The sequence below is a fragment of the Lentibacillus juripiscarius genome, assembly GCF_042685205.1.
GTDB classification, from domain to species: domain Bacteria; phylum Bacillota; class Bacilli; order Bacillales; family Amphibacillaceae; genus Lentibacillus; species Lentibacillus juripiscarius.
The window spans coordinates 158517-174259 of the sequence record NZ_JBHUNA010000009.1 but is presented as its reverse complement, the minus strand read 5'-3'; the positions used below and the strand labels follow the sequence as shown (position 1 = coordinate 174259).

Here is a 15743-nt window from a genome sequence, read left to right as displayed (position 1 = left end):
ATGGCCAGCTGGAAGAGTTTTACCAGAATGACGTGAGTGTTGGCTTGATGCATGGCCGGCTTGCCACGGACGAAAAAGAGCATATTATGAAACAATTTGCCGATGGAAAAGTGGATGTTCTTGTCTCGACAACAGTGGTTGAGGTTGGTGTGAATGTTACCAATGCAACCATTATGGTTATCTATGATGCCGAACGATTTGGCCTTTCCCAGCTGCATCAGCTCAGAGGTCGGGTCGGCCGCGGCGAGCAACAGAGTTATTGCATTCTGATTGCCGATCCAAAAGGGGAAACAGGCAAAGAGCGGATGCGGATAATGACGGAAACAAATAATGGTTTCGAATTGTCCGAGCAGGACCTTCAACTGCGCGGACCGGGGGATTTCTTTGGAAAAAAACAAAGTGGCCTGCCTGAGTTCAAAGTAGCTGATATGGTTCACGATTACCGTGCATTGGAAACAGCAAGAAATGACGCAGCCACGATTATTGAGAATGATTTACTTAACCGTGATCCAGCATATCAGCAATTGAACATGCATTTGGAGGATAGTGCGATGCTCTATGAGAAATTGGATTAAAGAGGTTGTTCAAAAAGTCCGGTAAATATGACACATCGAATTTCTTTGTTGGCTTGTTTCTCCGCTGCTCATGTATCTAAATGCATACATTCCGCTGCTCGAAACTACGCCGCCTCGAAATTCTCGGTCCTTTTTATCCTCCTTTTTGAACAAGCACTTAAAGATCACTTGCATACATTGGCCTCATATTATATATTACTATTAGTACCAAGTCATAGGATTAACATATAATATAAAACTATAAGTATGTATAAAATTAGATATCATTGGCACATTCGTTGGCGGTGGCCATGTTTGTGCATTGGATGGTGCAGCATAATGAAACGCAGCAAATCAGAGCGGCAGCGGTTATTGAAGGAAACAATCGATACGACACCTTTTATTACCGATGAAAAATTAGCAAAAAAGTTTGGCGTCAGTATACAAACGATCAGGCTTGACCGGATGGAACTTGCCATTCCGGAACTCCGGGAACGGATTAAATCGGTCGCCTCGGATCAATGGAATGAAACCGTTAAAGCCCTTCCACTGGAAGAAGTGATCGGGGAAGTAGTTGATCTGGAACTGGACAATCGCGCCATTTCCATTTTGGAGATAAAAGAGGATCATGTATTTTCCCGCAATAAGATAGCCAGAGGACACCATTTATTTGCGCAGGCAAATTCATTGGCGGTGGCTGTCATGAATGATGAACTGGCCCTGACAGCTAAATCGGAAATTAAGTTTACCAGACAGGTCAAACAGGGTGAACGTGTGGTTGCCAAAGTTTTCGTTGAGGATGTGGATGATAAAGGCAGGACTGTTGTCCGGGCAGACAGTTATGTTGATAATGAAAAGGTATTTACCGGTGTCTTTCACATGTATCGCTCAAACGAGTCAAAAGGGGATAATTCATATGAAAATAGCAATTGATGCCATGGGAGGCGATCACGCACCGGAAGCAATTGTAAAAGGTGCCGTGGAGGCCGTCTCGCAAATGGAGCATTTGCACATAACGTTAGTCGGTGATGAACAGCAGATTAAGCCGCACATGGCTGATGCTAACCGAATTGACATCATTCATACAGACGAGATGGTCACTGCAGATGACGAACCGGTCCGGGCAGTACGGCGTAAAAAGAATTCGTCACTTGTACTGACGGCGAAAGAAGTGAAGGAAAATCGTGCGGATGCGTGCATTTCAGCCGGAAATACCGGTGCCCTTATGAGCGCCGGGTTGTTTGTTGTTGGCCGGATTCAGGGAATTGACCGGCCCGCTTTGAGCCCGACGCTGCCAACAACAGACGGAAATGGATTTCTGCTTCTGGACGTTGGTGCCAACGTGGATGCCAAAGCACACAACCTTGTTCAATATGCGATTATGGGATCTATTTATACAGAAAAGGTACGGAAAGTCACTAATCCGACGGTCGGCCTATTGAACATCGGAACGGAAGAAGGGAAAGGAAACGACCTGACCAAAAAGGCATACAGCCATTTGAAAGAAGCACCGGTCAACTTCATTGGCAACGTAGAAGCACGCGATATCCTGTCAGGTGCCGCTGATGTGGTGGTAACCGACGGATTCAGTGGAAACATTGCACTGAAAACGATTGAAGGGACGGCCATGACCATGTTTTCGATGCTGAAGGAAACATTTATGGCATCCATGAAAACGAAAATTGCTGCCGGAATGGTGAAAGGTGATCTAAAGGGACTCCAAAGCAAGCTCGATTATTCCGAATATGGTGGTGCGGGACTGTTCGGTTTAGCTTCCCCAGTTATTAAAGCACACGGATCATCGAACACCCGGGCGATTTACAACGCGATCCAGCAGGCAGTACATATGGTTGAAAATGACGTGACCGGAACAATTAAATCAACAGTCCAATCGATTAATTGGGATAAGGGGGAAGAATGAATGAAACGAGTTGCGCTTCTTTTTCCAGGCCAGGGATCCCAGACGCCGGGCATGGCAAAAGCATTATACGATGAATTTCCCGAAGTAAAGGAACTATTTCAGCAAGCTGACAGTCTGCTCGGGAAACAGTTGTCCAGTCTAATGTTTGAAGGTCCTGAAGCGGAATTGACAGAAACTGAGAATGCACAGCCGGCACTATTGTTATCAGGCATTGCTGTATATGAGCTCTTAAAGAAGGAAGGTGTCCAGCCGAGTATGGCTGCCGGGCACAGCCTGGGCGAATACAGCGCACTTGTCGCTGCTGGTGCCATGACGTTTGACGAGGCATTGCCACTTGTCGCTGCTAGAGGAAGACTGATGGAAGAGGCTTTTCCAAAAGGAAAGGGATCTATGGCTGCGGTACTGGGCATGTCACAGGAAGCGATTGAACAAACGCTGGAACAGGTTAATGATGATGAAGTGGTAGATATTGCCAACTTGAATTGTCCCGGGCAAATTGTTATTTCCGGATCAAAAGAAGGTATTGATGAAGCCGTTGACCTGCTGAAAGAAAATGGGGCGAAACGTGTGTTACCTCTAAATGTCAGTGGACCGTTTCACTCCGGGTTAATGAAGCCGGCTAATGAACAGTTTGCGAAAGAATTGGACACCATTGCATTCCAGGATGCAGATATACCCGTTTATGCCAATGTAACGGCTTCTCCGGTGACAGACCAAAATAGTATCAAAGACTTGCTTCTCAGGCAGCTGTATTCACCGGTCCGATTTGAAGAATCTATTCGTCATATGATGGACGCAGAAGTCGATGCGTTTGTTGAGGTCGGCACCGGAAAAGTATTGAGCGGTTTGGTCCGGAAAATTAATCGCAGAGCCAAGACATTCGCGGTTCAAGATCCAGAATCGCTGAATGAATTTCTAACATGGTATAAGGAGGACTCCTGATGCTGGAAGGAAAAAACGCGTTAGTCACCGGTGCTTCACGTGGCATCGGTCGTGCCATTGCTCTGGAACTTGCCAGGCAGGGTGCCAACGTTGCCGTTAATTTTGCAGGCAGTGAAGACAAGGCGCAGGCCGTAGTTGAAGAAATCGAGCAATTGGGTGTACAATCAGTGAAGGTTCAGGCTAACGTTGCCGATGAAAACGATGCAAAAACAATGGTAAAAGAAGTTGTCAGCCAGTTTGGCGGCCTGGATATCCTGGTGAATAATGCGGGCATTAATAGGGATAACTTACTAATGCGGATGAAAGAGGATGAATTCGATCAAGTTATTGACACGAATTTAAAAGGCGTTTTCCAGTGCACAAAAGCTGTTTCCAGGCAAATGATGAAACAAAAAGGCGGCAGAATCATTAATGTTTCATCTGTTGTCGGTGTCAGCGGCAATGCCGGTCAAGCCAATTATACAGCTGCTAAAGCAGGCGTCATTGGCTTGACGAAATCAACTGCAAAAGAATTCGCATCCCGTAATATTTTAGTGAATGCCGTTGCCCCCGGTTTTATTGAAACAGATATGACCGACGCGTTAACCGACGAGCAAAAGGACGGCATGCTGTCCGTGATCCCACTGGAAAAACTTGGAAAACCGGAAGACGTTGCCCGTGTCGTTCGCTTTTTGGCTTCTGATGACGCGAACTATATTACAGGTCAGACAATTAATATTGACGGCGGCATGGTCATGTAGATCGAAAAGCGCCGGGAGCCGAAGCTGGACAAAATTCTGAGCCTGCTCCCAGACTTGAAATCCGGTGAATGAGCCAAATTCCATGTTTGAGTATTTATTGAAAGGGGGTGACGATGATGGCAGACGTATTTGACAAAGTAAAAGATATTATTGTTGATAAACTGGAAGTAGAAGAATCACAGGTGAAGATGGAAGCATCTTTTAAAGACGACCTTGAAGCGGATTCACTCGATGTGGTTGAACTTGTCATGGAACTTGAAGATGAATTTGACATGGAAATCGCTGATGAAGAAGCTGAGAAAATCAATACGGTCGGCGATGCTGTTAATTACATAAACAGCAATCAGTCCTGACTCCATATAGTTGTTGGAAGTCTCGCATGATGCGGGACTTTCTGTTATTTACATCTCCTGTCAACTTGTGTAAAATAAACTAAATCTACGTTTTGAGTGGTGATAAGCGACATGACTATGGCACAATTGGAAAAAGAGCTTGGCATTACATTTAACGATCATGACCTTTTAAGACAAGCTTTTACACATTCATCTTATGTGAATGAGCATCGTCATGAATCATCTTCGGATAATGAGCGGTTGGAATTTCTCGGTGATGCCGTCCTTGAGTTGGGCGTATCCCAGTATTTGTATCGGCAAAAAGAACGTTCGGCTGAAGGCGATTTAACGAAATTGCGCGCATCGATTGTCTGTGAACCATCCCTGGAGGAGTTTGCCCGGGAATTAAACTTCGGAGAATATTTGCTTCTGGGCAGGGGAGAAGAACAGACAGGGGGCAGGGACCGACCTGCACTGCTTGCTGATGTGTTTGAGGCATTTTTGGGAGCGCTATACCTTGATCGGGGCTTTGATGTCGTCATTCAGTTCCTTCAGCAATATGTTTATCCGAAAATAACGACAGGTGCTTTTTCGCATGCGATGGATTATAAAAGCAAACTGCAGGAACATGTTCAAAAGCACCGCAACCACAGCATAGACTATGTGATTGCGGATGAAAAAGGTCCATCCCATGACAAAGAGTTTATTGCTCAAGTTTTAATCAACGGCAATGTGTCAGGCAAGGGGACGGGCCATACGAAGAAAGAAGCTGAGCAGCGCGCGGCCAAAAATGCGCTGGACACCTTGGATGATTGAATTGGTAGGCACATAGCAAATAGGAAGTAAAAAGCAGTGGATTCGCATTTGAGTTCGCTGCTTTTTTCTGATTTCCATCTATGACTCCATGTTAAATAAACGTGGAATATTGTATAATAAAGTAAGAAACTTGATATGATCGAAATTTTGGCTGGCATTTTCTTTAATGTAATTCCTACAATTTAAGGAGGGATTCAATATGGCTTTGCCAAGAGAAAACAATTCACTGACATATGCTGAGTACTCGAAATTGGGTGAAGAAGTGCAGTATGAGGTGATTGATGGTCGTATTTATAATATGTCGCCGTCACCGAATGTGAAGCACCAGTCCATTGCCACCGAACTTTTGACAGAATTTAATCTTGGATTAAGGACTACATCCTGCAGGGTAATCGCTGAGATTGATGTTTGTCTTTGCGGAAAAGAAGATACAACACGAACTAATGAATGGGTTAAGCCGGACATCGCAATAGTCTGTGATAAGGACAAGGTAAAGAAAAATCGTATTGCAGGTGCTCCGGATTTGATTGTTGAAATATTGTCAAAGGCCACTGCAAAAACAGATAGAATGATTAAGTTCAACCGCTATCAAAAAGCAGGTGTAAAAGAATATTGGATTGTTGACCCTGCACATGAAACAATTGATATTTATGTATTGGAAAATAACTTCTACAGCCATGCAGGCACTTTTGCGAACAATGAAACCGCAGATGTGAATATTTCCGATGGTCTGTCCATTAATCTTGAAAATATATTTAGGGAAGATTTTTGAAGTTGGTAGGGGAGACACTAGAAAAATATGGGGTAAAAGACCAGAAAAACTGGTTCCGCCGAATTGCGAAACCAGTTTTTCTCGTGCCATTAAAATATTATGCTTTCCTCACAGACCGCAGTTCATCAATAAACGCCTGTGTTTCGGATGCGCTCAGCTGGCCTTTTTGTTTAATCATGTTGTACATAAATTTGATGTCCTCGTATTTACCCAAATCATAGTCCTCCGCATCCATCACTTCGCGGTTGACGACACTTAATGTTTCAGCAAGTTCATCCAGCATAAATTTCAAGTTTTCCTGCGTCGGATTTTCCAGATTCACATGAACACTCCCTTTAAATAGTCTCCCAAAAGCTTATGTATCAGATTAAGCCTTCTTTTGCCCTTCTCTTTATGATAACATAAAAAGTGAACGAATCCCTAGTACTCTAAGGTGTGACGTATTTACTATTTGTCTTTGACCATATTTTGACCTCATTGATGGAAATCCACGACCCCGTCCATTAACATCCTAAATTTTTCAGCATCGCGTTTTCGTGTTGCATTCGTTTTATGCAGGTAAATTTGTCTGGTAGTAAGATCGTTTGAATGTCCTAGGCGTTCCATAATACTTTCCAGACTCACTTCTGCTTCAGCTAACAGCGATGTATGAGTATGTCGAAATGAGTGCAGTGTAAATGATTGATTTAAATTAGCTATTTTTAATAAACGCCTTAGGCGGAAACGTATAACAGTTGGATACAAAGGATAACCTGGGTATTTGTGGCGATTAATAAAAATAAAATGTTTGTCATGAAATTTGTTTGGATACCTTTTTCTCATTTCCCGATTTTCTTGAATAACGGATTTTAGTAACTTTGCAACACTGGGATCGATATCAATGAACCGCTTGGACGTCTTGGTTTTGGGCTTCACTAATATGTAATCAACGCTATTTCCAGTATTATGGTATGTTTTATTAATGTCAAGGAAATATCCATCATCTTCTTTTAAATCCATTTCTTTTAATGCACATAATTCCCCGATTCTCAGCCCTGTATAAGCTAAGGTCAAAAAAATAGCAAAGTCAAGATACATCCCATGTGATTTAGTGTATTGCAGAAATTTTGCGAGCTCCTCTTTTTCCATAAACTTTGGGATATTATTATCCTCGTCTTCTATGGATGCCGAAACTTTCCTAATGGGGATATAACTATATCTAGTGGGATCTTTGTTTATTTTCTCTAATTGCATCGCTTTTTTAAAAATCATTTTAGCAGTTGTGTGAAATCCTCTTACAGTGGTATCACTGTATTTTTGTTGTAATTTACGCAGTACTCCCAAGTAATGGTCTAAAGTTATATCAACAAGTTTTATGTCTCTTAAATAATCCAGGAGAGCATTTATCTCAAAATAACGTTTATTGACTGTTTTTGGCTTGAGAACTTTTTCCTCCTGATATAATTGAAACCATTGTTCACAGAATTCCTTAAAGGTTAAAGTGTTATCATTTTGATTGCCAGATTCTAATTCATTTTCCAATTTTCTGGCATAGTATTGAGCTTCTTTTTTTGTCTTGAACCCTCGCCGGGTTGTCGAACGTTTTCGTCCTGTTTTTGGATCGACGTGAGTGTAAAGTTTAAATAACCATTTCTCACCGTTTTTCGTTTTATATTTTTGATAACTAGCCACTTAATGCATCTCCTTTATAAACATAATTTTACAATGCATCTAATAATTCATTCTTGTACATTTCAATCCGTTGCAGAGCGAAATTTTGTTCAACATTAAATGTCTTCATGAGTAAGTGTATATCAATTGTGTTCAATTGTTTTAATAAAAAGGAAGGTACACAAAAATGAAGGGCAAATTTTCTTGCCTGTCCCTCCTGATAATGGCGAAACAGCCTAGGGATTCCCCATTGGCAGCCTTCGTGTACTAGCACATGTCCTAATTCATGACCAAAATCCTGCCACTGTTTTTGACTGGATTGGTTTTGATTTAAAAAAATACGATAGCAACCACCCAAGTTATTAGCCTCACTAGGCTCATCAAAGTAATGTAGTTGGATATTTAAGTAATTAGCTACTTTCTTCATTATAAATAAAGAATAGAACGCATCAACATCAGTTTCATCAATTGCAAAATATAATGATTCGATATTATTTGCAATATCTAAACTCGAAGTTTTATTACAAATTGTCAAGAAATCACCTCTGTAGGAACTTGTGTTCTATTTATAATTAAAAGAATATCCTATCTAAAATTAGATAGGACTTATCGTGTTTTGGCTTTCAAAGCACTTTTGGATGTAATACTAATTATTACTTTTATCATTTTTGATTATTTGCCACATTTTATAAAGCTTCTGCAGGTCCTCTTCTTTGGAATTAGGCAGCTCTTTATACCAGCGCTTCAGCTTTGGGTCTGAGATCGTATCATAAAAGGCTTTATCTTCTTGGATATAGGAAGAAGAGTTATCCGTTCTTCCAGTAAGATAATCAATGGATGTATCAAGGTGTTGGGCTAATTCATACAACGTATTGTGAGGTGGTTTACTATGACCATTCTCATAATTACTAATAGTCCCTTTTGTTGTGTTAACAAGTTTAGCTAACGCTTCCTGTGTTAAATTCGCTTCTTTTCTTCTTTGCTTTAATCTTTTTGCTAACATATAGCCACACCTTTAAAAGTTTGTACAAATATATTGTACTTTGTTTATAAAAAAAAGTAAATATAAATACAAGAAAATAATAATTTTTCCATTGACGTACAAATATATAATACTTATACTGTGGGTATAGTACAAGTAAATCATACATGCGAAGGGGAATAACATGAAAAATTCGAACCTTATTCAAGCGCGAAAAGCTATGGGTTTAACACAAGAACAATTAGCCAGAAAAATGAACTATCGCAAATCCGCTGTTTCAAATTGGGAAAATGGTTATTCCGTTCCTAGTGTGAATGATGCCATGAAATTGGCCATTATTTTAAACACGAATATACCGTTTCTTTTTTTTAATCATTATGTACAAATATATCATACATTATACATTGATGGCTAATTTACTTGTACTCTTATTTATTCTTTATTTTCCGCCGGGAGGGATAAAATGCAGGTTACCATTGATGAATTAAAAGCCAAATTATTGGAAGAAAATTTGAAGGAATTATTTTTGGAAGCATATGAAAAGGGGCTTGAGGATGGACAAAGTAAATATAATTATCCAGATCTTTTAACGAAAAAGGATCTTAGTAAGATTTTTCAGGTGAAAGAGCCTACTGTAAATAAAATCGTAGCAATTCCGGGATTCCCAAAGTCACAATTTGTTTCAGCTAGGTATCCACGTGATGAGGTTTTTAGATGGATGAGAGAAAACACTGATGCTGGACTAATTAACCAAAATCAACCGAAAAGGTTGTTTGGCTAGAAAATTCATGGGGAGGTGAATGGAATGTCCTTTTTTGCAGTTCAAGTTCGTTCGGGATCTGAAATAGAAGTTAAAAAAATGCTTCAAGATGTACTGATTCGGAAAGGTAATCAAACGATTGAAGCTATCTATGCATTGGAATCGTATACGCAAACAATAAATGAAAAAACAGCCAAATTTGATTTAACAGCGTTAACGTCAACGGATATCGATGATCATTTGTATATCCAGCGATTGCAAACAAACGCAAGTAATTTACGAGCTGCTTATGATCAATTGGAGTCTTATAAGGATGATAATTCCATTGAACTTAAACAAGAGTATCAAAAACAAATAAAACATATTACAGCCAAAGTGAAAAATATTCGCGATACAACCAGAAAGATAGGTAGTGTCTTGAAAGGCTATATATTAGTTGAAGTTGACCAAACATTTGATTATCTACCAAACCACTTATGGCATCTTATTAAATCCATTCCCAAAGTAATGGGAATTCCAAGCAGAATGAATATCCCGCAGGATGAAATAGATGCATTCTTCGAAGAGGTAGAAATGTCCAATGAAATCGAAATGCAACTTGATGAAGTACTAGCATTTGAACGTGCGAAGCAAGAAGAAGATAAACTTATCCAACAACTAAATCAAAACGCTGCTAAAGAAAAGCAGGAAACGATCAGTCAACAATTGGATGATATGTATACAGATATTGAACAAGAAGTTCAACAGGCAAAATCCCATGCTATTAATATCATGAAGCGTGTGAAAGCATTTATTAAAAATAATCGTAAGACCGTAAAGCTACCTGTAACGATTTTTAAGCGTCTATATCAAGACTTAGTGCAAAAAGGGTCTTTCCCACCTCAAATGAATTCATCTTCAATATTTATCTGCCGATTACAACAGTGGCTGCAACAAAGCCGGGCGGTGCTGGAATGATGGAGCTGACTGGAAGTATTACAAGCATATTATATCGAAAAGATGATTTTTTAATTGCTGTTTTACGTACTCAAAAGGAAGATATAAAAATCAAAGGTAATATCCATGGGATAGAAAAGAAAGAAGCTTTAACGGTTTACGGCTCTTTTGAAACCCATCAAAAGTATGGGAGGCAATTTACAGTGGAATATTGGGAACGGCCCTTACCACAAACAAAGAATCAATTGATAACTTTTCTTGCTTCACCATTGATAAAGGGCTGTGGCAAGAAACAGGCACAAGAGATTGTCAGCGGTTTAGGAAAGCATGCATTGTCAACTATCTTCAAACAGGGAAGTTCTTGTTTACTAAACATAAAAGGGATAGGCAAGAAACGAGCTGCAAAGATAGCGGATAGTGTCCGTTCTACCCTTGAAGTACAAGAGATTGTTTCACAACTGCTTGAATATGGCATCACAGCAAATATGGCGTTACGTGTTTATAAAGAATACGGTTCTGATGCTGTTAAAACTCTAAAAGAAAATCCATATGTGTTAACAGAATTAAACCTCATTGGCTTTTCTAAAGCAGATGATATTGCTAAACGTATAGGAATCATGCCTACATCCGGTTACCGGATAGAGGCCTGTCTAAAATATATCCTGCACAAATCATGCTTTCAAGCAGGACATATGTATATGGCGGAAGACCAATTACTTGATGAAACTGCACAAGTACTAAACCATCATGCTTATGGTGAGGATATCATATCGGCCAAAGAATTGAAAAACGGTATTATGAACATGGAAGAGAAGTCTATTGTGATTGAAAATGACTGTGTTTATCCGTCTTTTTTATATCACCATGAACAGAATTTGGCACATCAGCTTTCAAGAATGAAAAGGTCGCGGGATAGCATAGCAATGTCCTCTTTAGAAAGACAGATAGATAAATATCAGAAAAAGCACGGTATTATTTTGGTCACAGAGCAACGAGAAGCAATCCGTGAATTACTGGATAAACAATTACTCATTTTAACGGGTGGTCCAGGTACAGGAAAGACAACGGTCATTCGAACAATGATAGCTATTTATAAGCAATTATTTTCCGGACATACCATTCGCCTTGTAGCTCCTACAGGAAAAGCAAGTCGAAAACTGGCTGAAATGACCGGGAAAGAAGCTTCCACCATTCATCGATTAATTGGGTATCAGCAGGGAGAAATGCCCGAGTATCATCAAGATCATAAGCTGCCTTGTGATTTGCTTATTATCGATGAAATGTCCATGGTGGATGTCCGTTTAGCCAATAATTTAATCCAGGCGATTCACAAAAATACGAAAGTGTTATTTGTAGGGGACATTGATCAGTTACCATCTGTAGGACCGGGAAATGTTCTGCGTGACATGATTCAAGCTGGAGTGCCAACAATAGAGCTAACTGAGGTGTTTCGCCAAGCACGGGAAAGTCAAATCATCAAAAATGCTCACCGCGTTAATCAGGGCCAATCAATTGTCTTTGATAAAGAAAAAGATGACTTTTACTTTCTTATGCAGCAAGATCCGAAGAAAATTGCAGCATTACTTGTGAGAAGTGCGAGTCGTTTTCTGGAATTAGGTTATGACCTATCTGATATTTTGGTTCTCAGTCCAATGAAAAAAGGTCCGGTTGGCACAGAAATTTTAAATGAAATGTTGCGGGAAAAGCTGAATCCAATTGATGAAGTGAAACAAGAATGGAAAATAGGTAAGCGTTTTTTTCGTCTGGGAGATAAAGTTATTCAGTTGCAAAATAATTACGAGAAGCAAATTTTCAATGGTGATACGGGAGTTATTACCGGATTCACACAAGCTACCGATGATGACGGGAACGCAATAGATGTGATGAAAGTTGATTATTTTGGTAAAGAAATCTCCTACACCAAAACAGAGACGAAAGAATTGAACCTGGGTTATGCTATTACGATTCATAAAGCACAGGGTGGTGAAGCGCCGATTGTGCTTATTCCTGCTACCGCAAGTCATTACATGATGCTGGCTAGGAACTTAATATATACTGCTATGACACGTGCTAAAGAAAAAATGGTGGTTATTGGGACAGAAGAAGCTTTAAATATAGCTATTGCAAATAACCAGATAGCAAAACGCAACAGTAAACTTGCTGAACGATTAACGAAAAACACAAATTGATATGAACTTGGTCAGCGAAGGGACATACGGAAATGTGGCAACGTTTAAGTCAGAACATTGCTTATTCCGGATAGGGAAAAGTTTATGACAGACAATCTTAGAAAGTCGTTCAGTGAGGCTGAAGCTAAAGCACGGTCATCTACCATGCAACAGGCAGTTGATTTAAGTGAGGTAACCCAGCAGGAAACAAAAGCTAACCAACAAGGATACGGACTTTACAAATTAAAACAGAAAAATAAAGCACTATTTTGCCAGGCGATACAGGAAAATCTGGATATTGTCATACAAAGTAAGCATCTAACCAATAGCGAGCTGGGTTTGTTGCTGTCCCTTATGCCATTAGTACAATTTCATTCCAATGCCATTATTAACCGGGAAACTAATGAATTTATGAGTGTTTCGGAAATAGCACGTTATTTAAATCGAGAGCGTTCAGCCACAAGTAAGACGATATCCCAGCTTCTTGCTAAAGGAATGTTATTTGAGTTTGTGAATGCGCAGGAAATAAAAGCACATAAACGAAATATATCCCAGCGTCCATTGTTTATGAATCCGGAAATTATTTATGCAGGAGATCGTAACCGCATTAATGCGACATTGGCCAGATTAGTGATGGAATTTGATATATTAGAACGCAAAAAAGTGTATCTAGCCTGGAAACTATGGTTGAAAAATGGACACGAGTTTGGCCGCTTGTATCGGCGTAAAACGTATTTACAATTCAAGCGAAATGAAAGGGTGTGATATAAAACCACACCATTAAACCTTGATATGGCGGGATTAGATTGGGTTATAAAATCGTGCTGTGGTATGAAATCACACCTTGACAATTCCAATATTTTTGGCTTGGGGGGTGTGGCAAAAAAACCACACATGTGTGGTCAAAAAACCACACCCTAAAATTGGTGTCATTGTTGTTATGACAGGAATGATGACGAATAAGGGCGAGATTTCCTTTCTCACTCTTCTCTATACAGCTGTCATTCCAAATTATGCGCTCCCGCCAAGATCGTGTAATGTTAGTGAGCCAAAGTAGAAAACAAGATATTTTAAATCAATGGTGTTAAAAGTATCAGCGAACACACAAGGCTGGACTGGACCGAAAATTACCCCAGTTGATGCAGACATTGTTATAACAGCATCCAGCCAAATAAATGCTTTTCCGGGAGGTGAGATAATCAAGATGCAGATTAATTTAATAGAATTAGAGAATTTCTTATGGTATATACAGGACAAAGTGGAAGAAGTTTACCAAGCTGAAACGAAAAAGGCCATACGAAGGTTTTTAGCAGATAAATATAATAAATAAATCGAAAAGAGGGGTAACATGAACCACTTCAAATCAGCGTACACGATTCAAATGTCGCAAGTTACATCATGCCCGAAATGCGGTAGTAACACGTACTTGTTATTAGGGAAAATGTCCAATGATCCTGCTTTTTATATCTGTTTCCACTGTACCTGGGTTGGACAATTAGGAATTGGAGAAGTTGTTATGTCTAATAAGTAAATAGAATGGGGAATGACCATGGAGTGGAGGACGCATTTATTATCCGGAATAGCTGCAGGTTATGTTGTTACAGGTGGGGACTGGCGGGCAGCAGTGGTAGGTGGCATAGCAGGTATTATTCCAGATCTGGATGAGCATAAATCAAAATTTGGAAAAATCGTATTCCCGTTATCGTTTCTGATCAATAAAATGTTTGGTCACCGGACGATAACACATTCGTTACTATTTTCTGTATTAACCGTTTTAGTATTGTACCCTCTTACAAGTGAGTGGGTATGGTTATCAGCAGGTGTTGGGCTGTTGGCCCATATTGCAGGGGACATGCTTACCGGTCAAGTGCAGTTTTTCTATCCAGTCCCAAAAGCAATCGGGTTCAACGTTACACAAAAGACGTTCCACTTGTTGGATCGCTGCACGGCACTGTTGTTACTGGTTTATTTAGGGAGAGAAATGATCACGAACATATAAACCTAATAATACGGCAAAGCTACACACTTTTTTACACAGGAATCTATTTATCGAGAAAAAAGTATGGGAAGAAACCACTATCTAGCTAAAGATAAGGGGTTGGAAAGGAGAGGTAATTATGGAGCATGTCGCAGTTGATTTGGGTTACGGATATGTAAAGGCTATGTCATCTTCCGGAAAACAAATTGTGTTTCCATCATTAGTAGGGAAAGGATATCATCGAAATCTTACCAGTGTTATGGGGGAGGAACCGAGTAATTTAAGAAATATACATGTTCATTTCAAAGGAGAAGATTACTTTGTCGGTGACTTGGCCAAGGAATCACGTTCTGTTTCTCGTATATTTGATCAGGAAAGATTTACTCATGTTTATACGCAGGTGTTATTAAATGTAGCTGTTCAGTTGGTTACAGATGATGAACATGTACAGGTTTCCACAGGGTTGCCATTGGACTTTTATCAGTCACAGGCAAAGGAATTTAGGCAGGCAATACTGGGAATGCAGCCAATTATGCAATGGGATACTGGTCCATTTAAAGGCCAGGAAAAACGCCTGAATATTGATCAGGCGATGGTGTTTCCGCAGGGCGCATCAGCAATTTTTTCAACTCTCTTAAATCATGAAGGGAAATATACGTACCCGCATTTAATGGAGCAGGGAAATTTCCTTGCGTTAATGGATATTGGTTTTCGAACAACCGATTTTGTTGTAGTCGAAATGCAAAAAAACGGATCTTTCGTACCGCATGCTAAATTGTCGGGTACGGTGGATGAGGGCGTTATAAATTTGCATCGGGACATTAGGCAAGTGTTTAAAGCTCAATCAGGTGGTGCCGATCTGAATGAGTTTCATATCAGTCGAATCTTAAAGAATGAGTTTTTAACTTACAAGGGAAAACGTATTGATTTTGCAGAAGCCATCTATAAAAGTAAGGAATCAATAGCAACGAATATTGCCGATCGGCTAAAAAGCGTCTGGGCAGAAGAAAGCGACCTGTTCGACGCTATTTTTCTGGCAGGTGGCGGTGGTAATTTGTTCGAGTCATTTGTCCAGCCCCACTTTGATCATCGTTTAAAACGTATAACGGAAAGCCAGTTTGCCAATACCATTGGTTACCTTCGGCTCGGACGGTCCATCACCAATCAGAAGCGAGACAAAAAGATGGGTTAG

20 protein-coding genes are annotated in these 15743 nt (G+C 40.0%); 16 read left to right on the top strand and 4 right to left on the bottom strand.

Annotated elements, in window-relative coordinates:
- From ACFSUO_RS05850 to ACFSUO_RS05815, 8 genes are all read left to right on the top strand, one after another.
- On the top strand, positions 1-575 hold a 575-nt coding region (locus ACFSUO_RS05850), incomplete at its 5' end, for a helicase-related protein (RefSeq protein ID WP_382392010.1).
- A gap of 318 nt (positions 576-893) precedes the next feature.
- Positions 894-1487: a transcription factor FapR gene (gene fapR, locus ACFSUO_RS05845; protein ID WP_382392008.1), complete on the top strand. Its 594-nt coding sequence runs from the start codon at positions 894-896 to the stop codon at positions 1485-1487.
- Positions 1471-2475, top strand: a complete 1005-nt coding sequence (plsX, locus tag ACFSUO_RS05840) for a phosphate acyltransferase PlsX (protein WP_382392006.1) — start codon at positions 1471-1473, stop codon at positions 2473-2475. Before fapR ends, plsX begins: the two co-directional genes overlap by 17 nt.
- A complete protein-coding gene (gene fabD, locus ACFSUO_RS05835) occupies positions 2476-3417 on the top strand; it encodes an ACP S-malonyltransferase (RefSeq protein WP_382392004.1) in 942 nt (313 codons plus the stop codon). It abuts the gene before it with no gap.
- On the top strand, positions 3417-4157 hold the full coding sequence (fabG, locus tag ACFSUO_RS05830) for a 3-oxoacyl-[acyl-carrier-protein] reductase (protein WP_382392002.1): 741 nt from the start codon (positions 3417-3419) through the stop codon (positions 4155-4157). Before fabD ends, fabG begins: the two co-directional genes overlap by 1 nt.
- A 116-nt stretch (positions 4158-4273) precedes the next feature.
- Positions 4274-4510: an acyl carrier protein gene (gene acpP, locus ACFSUO_RS05825; protein ID WP_382392000.1), complete on the top strand. Its 237-nt coding sequence runs from the start codon at positions 4274-4276 to the stop codon at positions 4508-4510.
- A 111-nt stretch (positions 4511-4621) separates the two neighbouring features.
- Entirely contained in the window at positions 4622-5305 is a 684-nt protein-coding gene (gene rnc, locus ACFSUO_RS05820) for a ribonuclease III (RefSeq protein WP_382391998.1), read from the top strand.
- Between the two features lie 199 nt (positions 5306-5504).
- Complete coding sequence (locus ACFSUO_RS05815; RefSeq protein WP_382391996.1) at positions 5505-6077, top strand: Uma2 family endonuclease; 573 nt, start codon at positions 5505-5507, stop codon at positions 6075-6077.
- A gap of 97 nt (positions 6078-6174) precedes the next feature.
- On the opposite strand, the gene ACFSUO_RS05810 is transcribed toward ACFSUO_RS05815, so the two are convergent.
- The 4 genes from ACFSUO_RS05810 to ACFSUO_RS05795 all read right to left on the bottom strand — a co-directional run bounded on the left by ACFSUO_RS05810 (position 6175) and on the right by ACFSUO_RS05795 (position 8730).
- The gene (locus ACFSUO_RS05810) at positions 6175-6399 is read right to left on the bottom strand and encodes a DUF1128 domain-containing protein (protein ID WP_382391994.1); all 225 of its coding nucleotides are present in this window, start codon (positions 6397-6399) and stop codon (positions 6175-6177) included.
- Between the two features lie 152 nt (positions 6400-6551).
- Positions 6552-7748, bottom strand: coding sequence for a site-specific integrase (locus ACFSUO_RS05805; protein ID WP_382391992.1), 1197 nt, complete (start codon positions 7746-7748; stop codon positions 6552-6554).
- Positions 7749-7776: 28 nt separating this feature from the next.
- Positions 7777-8262: an ImmA/IrrE family metallo-endopeptidase gene (locus ACFSUO_RS05800; RefSeq protein WP_382391990.1), complete on the bottom strand. Its 486-nt coding sequence runs from the start codon at positions 8260-8262 to the stop codon at positions 7777-7779.
- A 111-nt stretch (positions 8263-8373) separates the two neighbouring features.
- Complete coding sequence (locus ACFSUO_RS05795; protein WP_382391988.1) at positions 8374-8730, bottom strand: helix-turn-helix domain-containing protein; 357 nt, start codon at positions 8728-8730, stop codon at positions 8374-8376.
- A gap of 163 nt (positions 8731-8893) precedes the next feature.
- Here ACFSUO_RS05795 and ACFSUO_RS05790 point away from each other — a divergent pair, with 163 nt between their 5' ends.
- From ACFSUO_RS05790 to ACFSUO_RS05755, 8 genes are all read left to right on the top strand, one after another.
- Positions 8894-9124: a helix-turn-helix domain-containing protein gene (locus tag ACFSUO_RS05790; protein WP_382391986.1), complete on the top strand. Its 231-nt coding sequence runs from the start codon at positions 8894-8896 to the stop codon at positions 9122-9124.
- Between the two features lie 48 nt (positions 9125-9172).
- Complete coding sequence (locus ACFSUO_RS05785; RefSeq protein ID WP_382391984.1) at positions 9173-9490, top strand: hypothetical protein; 318 nt, start codon at positions 9173-9175, stop codon at positions 9488-9490.
- Between the two features lie 24 nt (positions 9491-9514).
- Positions 9515-10426: a transcription termination/antitermination NusG family protein gene (locus ACFSUO_RS05780; RefSeq protein ID WP_382391982.1), complete on the top strand. Its 912-nt coding sequence runs from the start codon at positions 9515-9517 to the stop codon at positions 10424-10426.
- Positions 10393-12594: an SF1B family DNA helicase RecD2 gene (gene recD2 / locus ACFSUO_RS05775; RefSeq protein WP_382391980.1), complete on the top strand. Its 2202-nt coding sequence runs from the start codon at positions 10393-10395 to the stop codon at positions 12592-12594. Before ACFSUO_RS05780 ends, recD2 begins: the two co-directional genes overlap by 34 nt.
- An 84-nt stretch (positions 12595-12678) precedes the next feature.
- On the top strand, positions 12679-13338 hold the full coding sequence (locus ACFSUO_RS05770; protein WP_382391978.1) for a hypothetical protein: 660 nt from the start codon (positions 12679-12681) through the stop codon (positions 13336-13338).
- A 316-nt stretch (positions 13339-13654) separates the two neighbouring features.
- Entirely contained in the window at positions 13655-13903 is a 249-nt protein-coding gene (locus ACFSUO_RS05765) for a hypothetical protein (protein ID WP_382391976.1), read from the top strand.
- Between the two features lie 219 nt (positions 13904-14122).
- The gene (locus ACFSUO_RS05760; protein WP_382391974.1) at positions 14123-14572 is read left to right on the top strand and encodes a metal-dependent hydrolase; all 450 of its coding nucleotides are present in this window, start codon (positions 14123-14125) and stop codon (positions 14570-14572) included.
- 118 nt (positions 14573-14690) lie between these two features.
- A complete protein-coding gene (locus ACFSUO_RS05755) occupies positions 14691-15743 on the top strand; it encodes a ParM/StbA family protein (protein WP_382391972.1) in 1053 nt (350 codons plus the stop codon).

Bases quoted from the DNA above. Each gene is read 5' to 3' on its own strand.
- fapR (WP_382392008.1), top strand. From the start codon at position 894: ATGAAACGCAGCAAATCAGAGCGGCAGCGGTTATTGAAGGAAACAATC.
- plsX (WP_382392006.1), top strand. From the start codon at position 1,471: ATGAAAATAGCAATTGATGCCATGGGAGGCGATCACGCACCGGAAGCA.
- fabD (WP_382392004.1), top strand. From the start codon at position 2,476: ATGAAACGAGTTGCGCTTCTTTTTCCAGGCCAGGGATCCCAGACGCCG.
- fabG (WP_382392002.1), top strand. From the start codon at position 3,417: ATGCTGGAAGGAAAAAACGCGTTAGTCACCGGTGCTTCACGTGGCATC.
- acpP (WP_382392000.1), top strand. From the start codon at position 4,274: ATGGCAGACGTATTTGACAAAGTAAAAGATATTATTGTTGATAAACTG.
- rnc (WP_382391998.1), top strand. From the start codon at position 4,622: ATGACTATGGCACAATTGGAAAAAGAGCTTGGCATTACATTTAACGAT.
- ACFSUO_RS05815 (WP_382391996.1), top strand. From the start codon at position 5,505: ATGGCTTTGCCAAGAGAAAACAATTCACTGACATATGCTGAGTACTCG.
- ACFSUO_RS05795 (WP_382391988.1), bottom strand. From the start codon at position 8,730: ATGTTAGCAAAAAGATTAAAGCAAAGAAGAAAAGAAGCGAATTTAACA.
- ACFSUO_RS05790 (WP_382391986.1), top strand. From the start codon at position 8,894: ATGAAAAATTCGAACCTTATTCAAGCGCGAAAAGCTATGGGTTTAACA.
- ACFSUO_RS05785 (WP_382391984.1), top strand. From the start codon at position 9,173: ATGCAGGTTACCATTGATGAATTAAAAGCCAAATTATTGGAAGAAAAT.
- ACFSUO_RS05780 (WP_382391982.1), top strand. From the start codon at position 9,515: ATGTCCTTTTTTGCAGTTCAAGTTCGTTCGGGATCTGAAATAGAAGTT.
- ACFSUO_RS05770 (WP_382391978.1), top strand. From the start codon at position 12,679: ATGACAGACAATCTTAGAAAGTCGTTCAGTGAGGCTGAAGCTAAAGCA.
- ACFSUO_RS05760 (WP_382391974.1), top strand. From the start codon at position 14,123: ATGGAGTGGAGGACGCATTTATTATCCGGAATAGCTGCAGGTTATGTT.
- ACFSUO_RS05755 (WP_382391972.1), top strand. From the start codon at position 14,691: ATGGAGCATGTCGCAGTTGATTTGGGTTACGGATATGTAAAGGCTATG.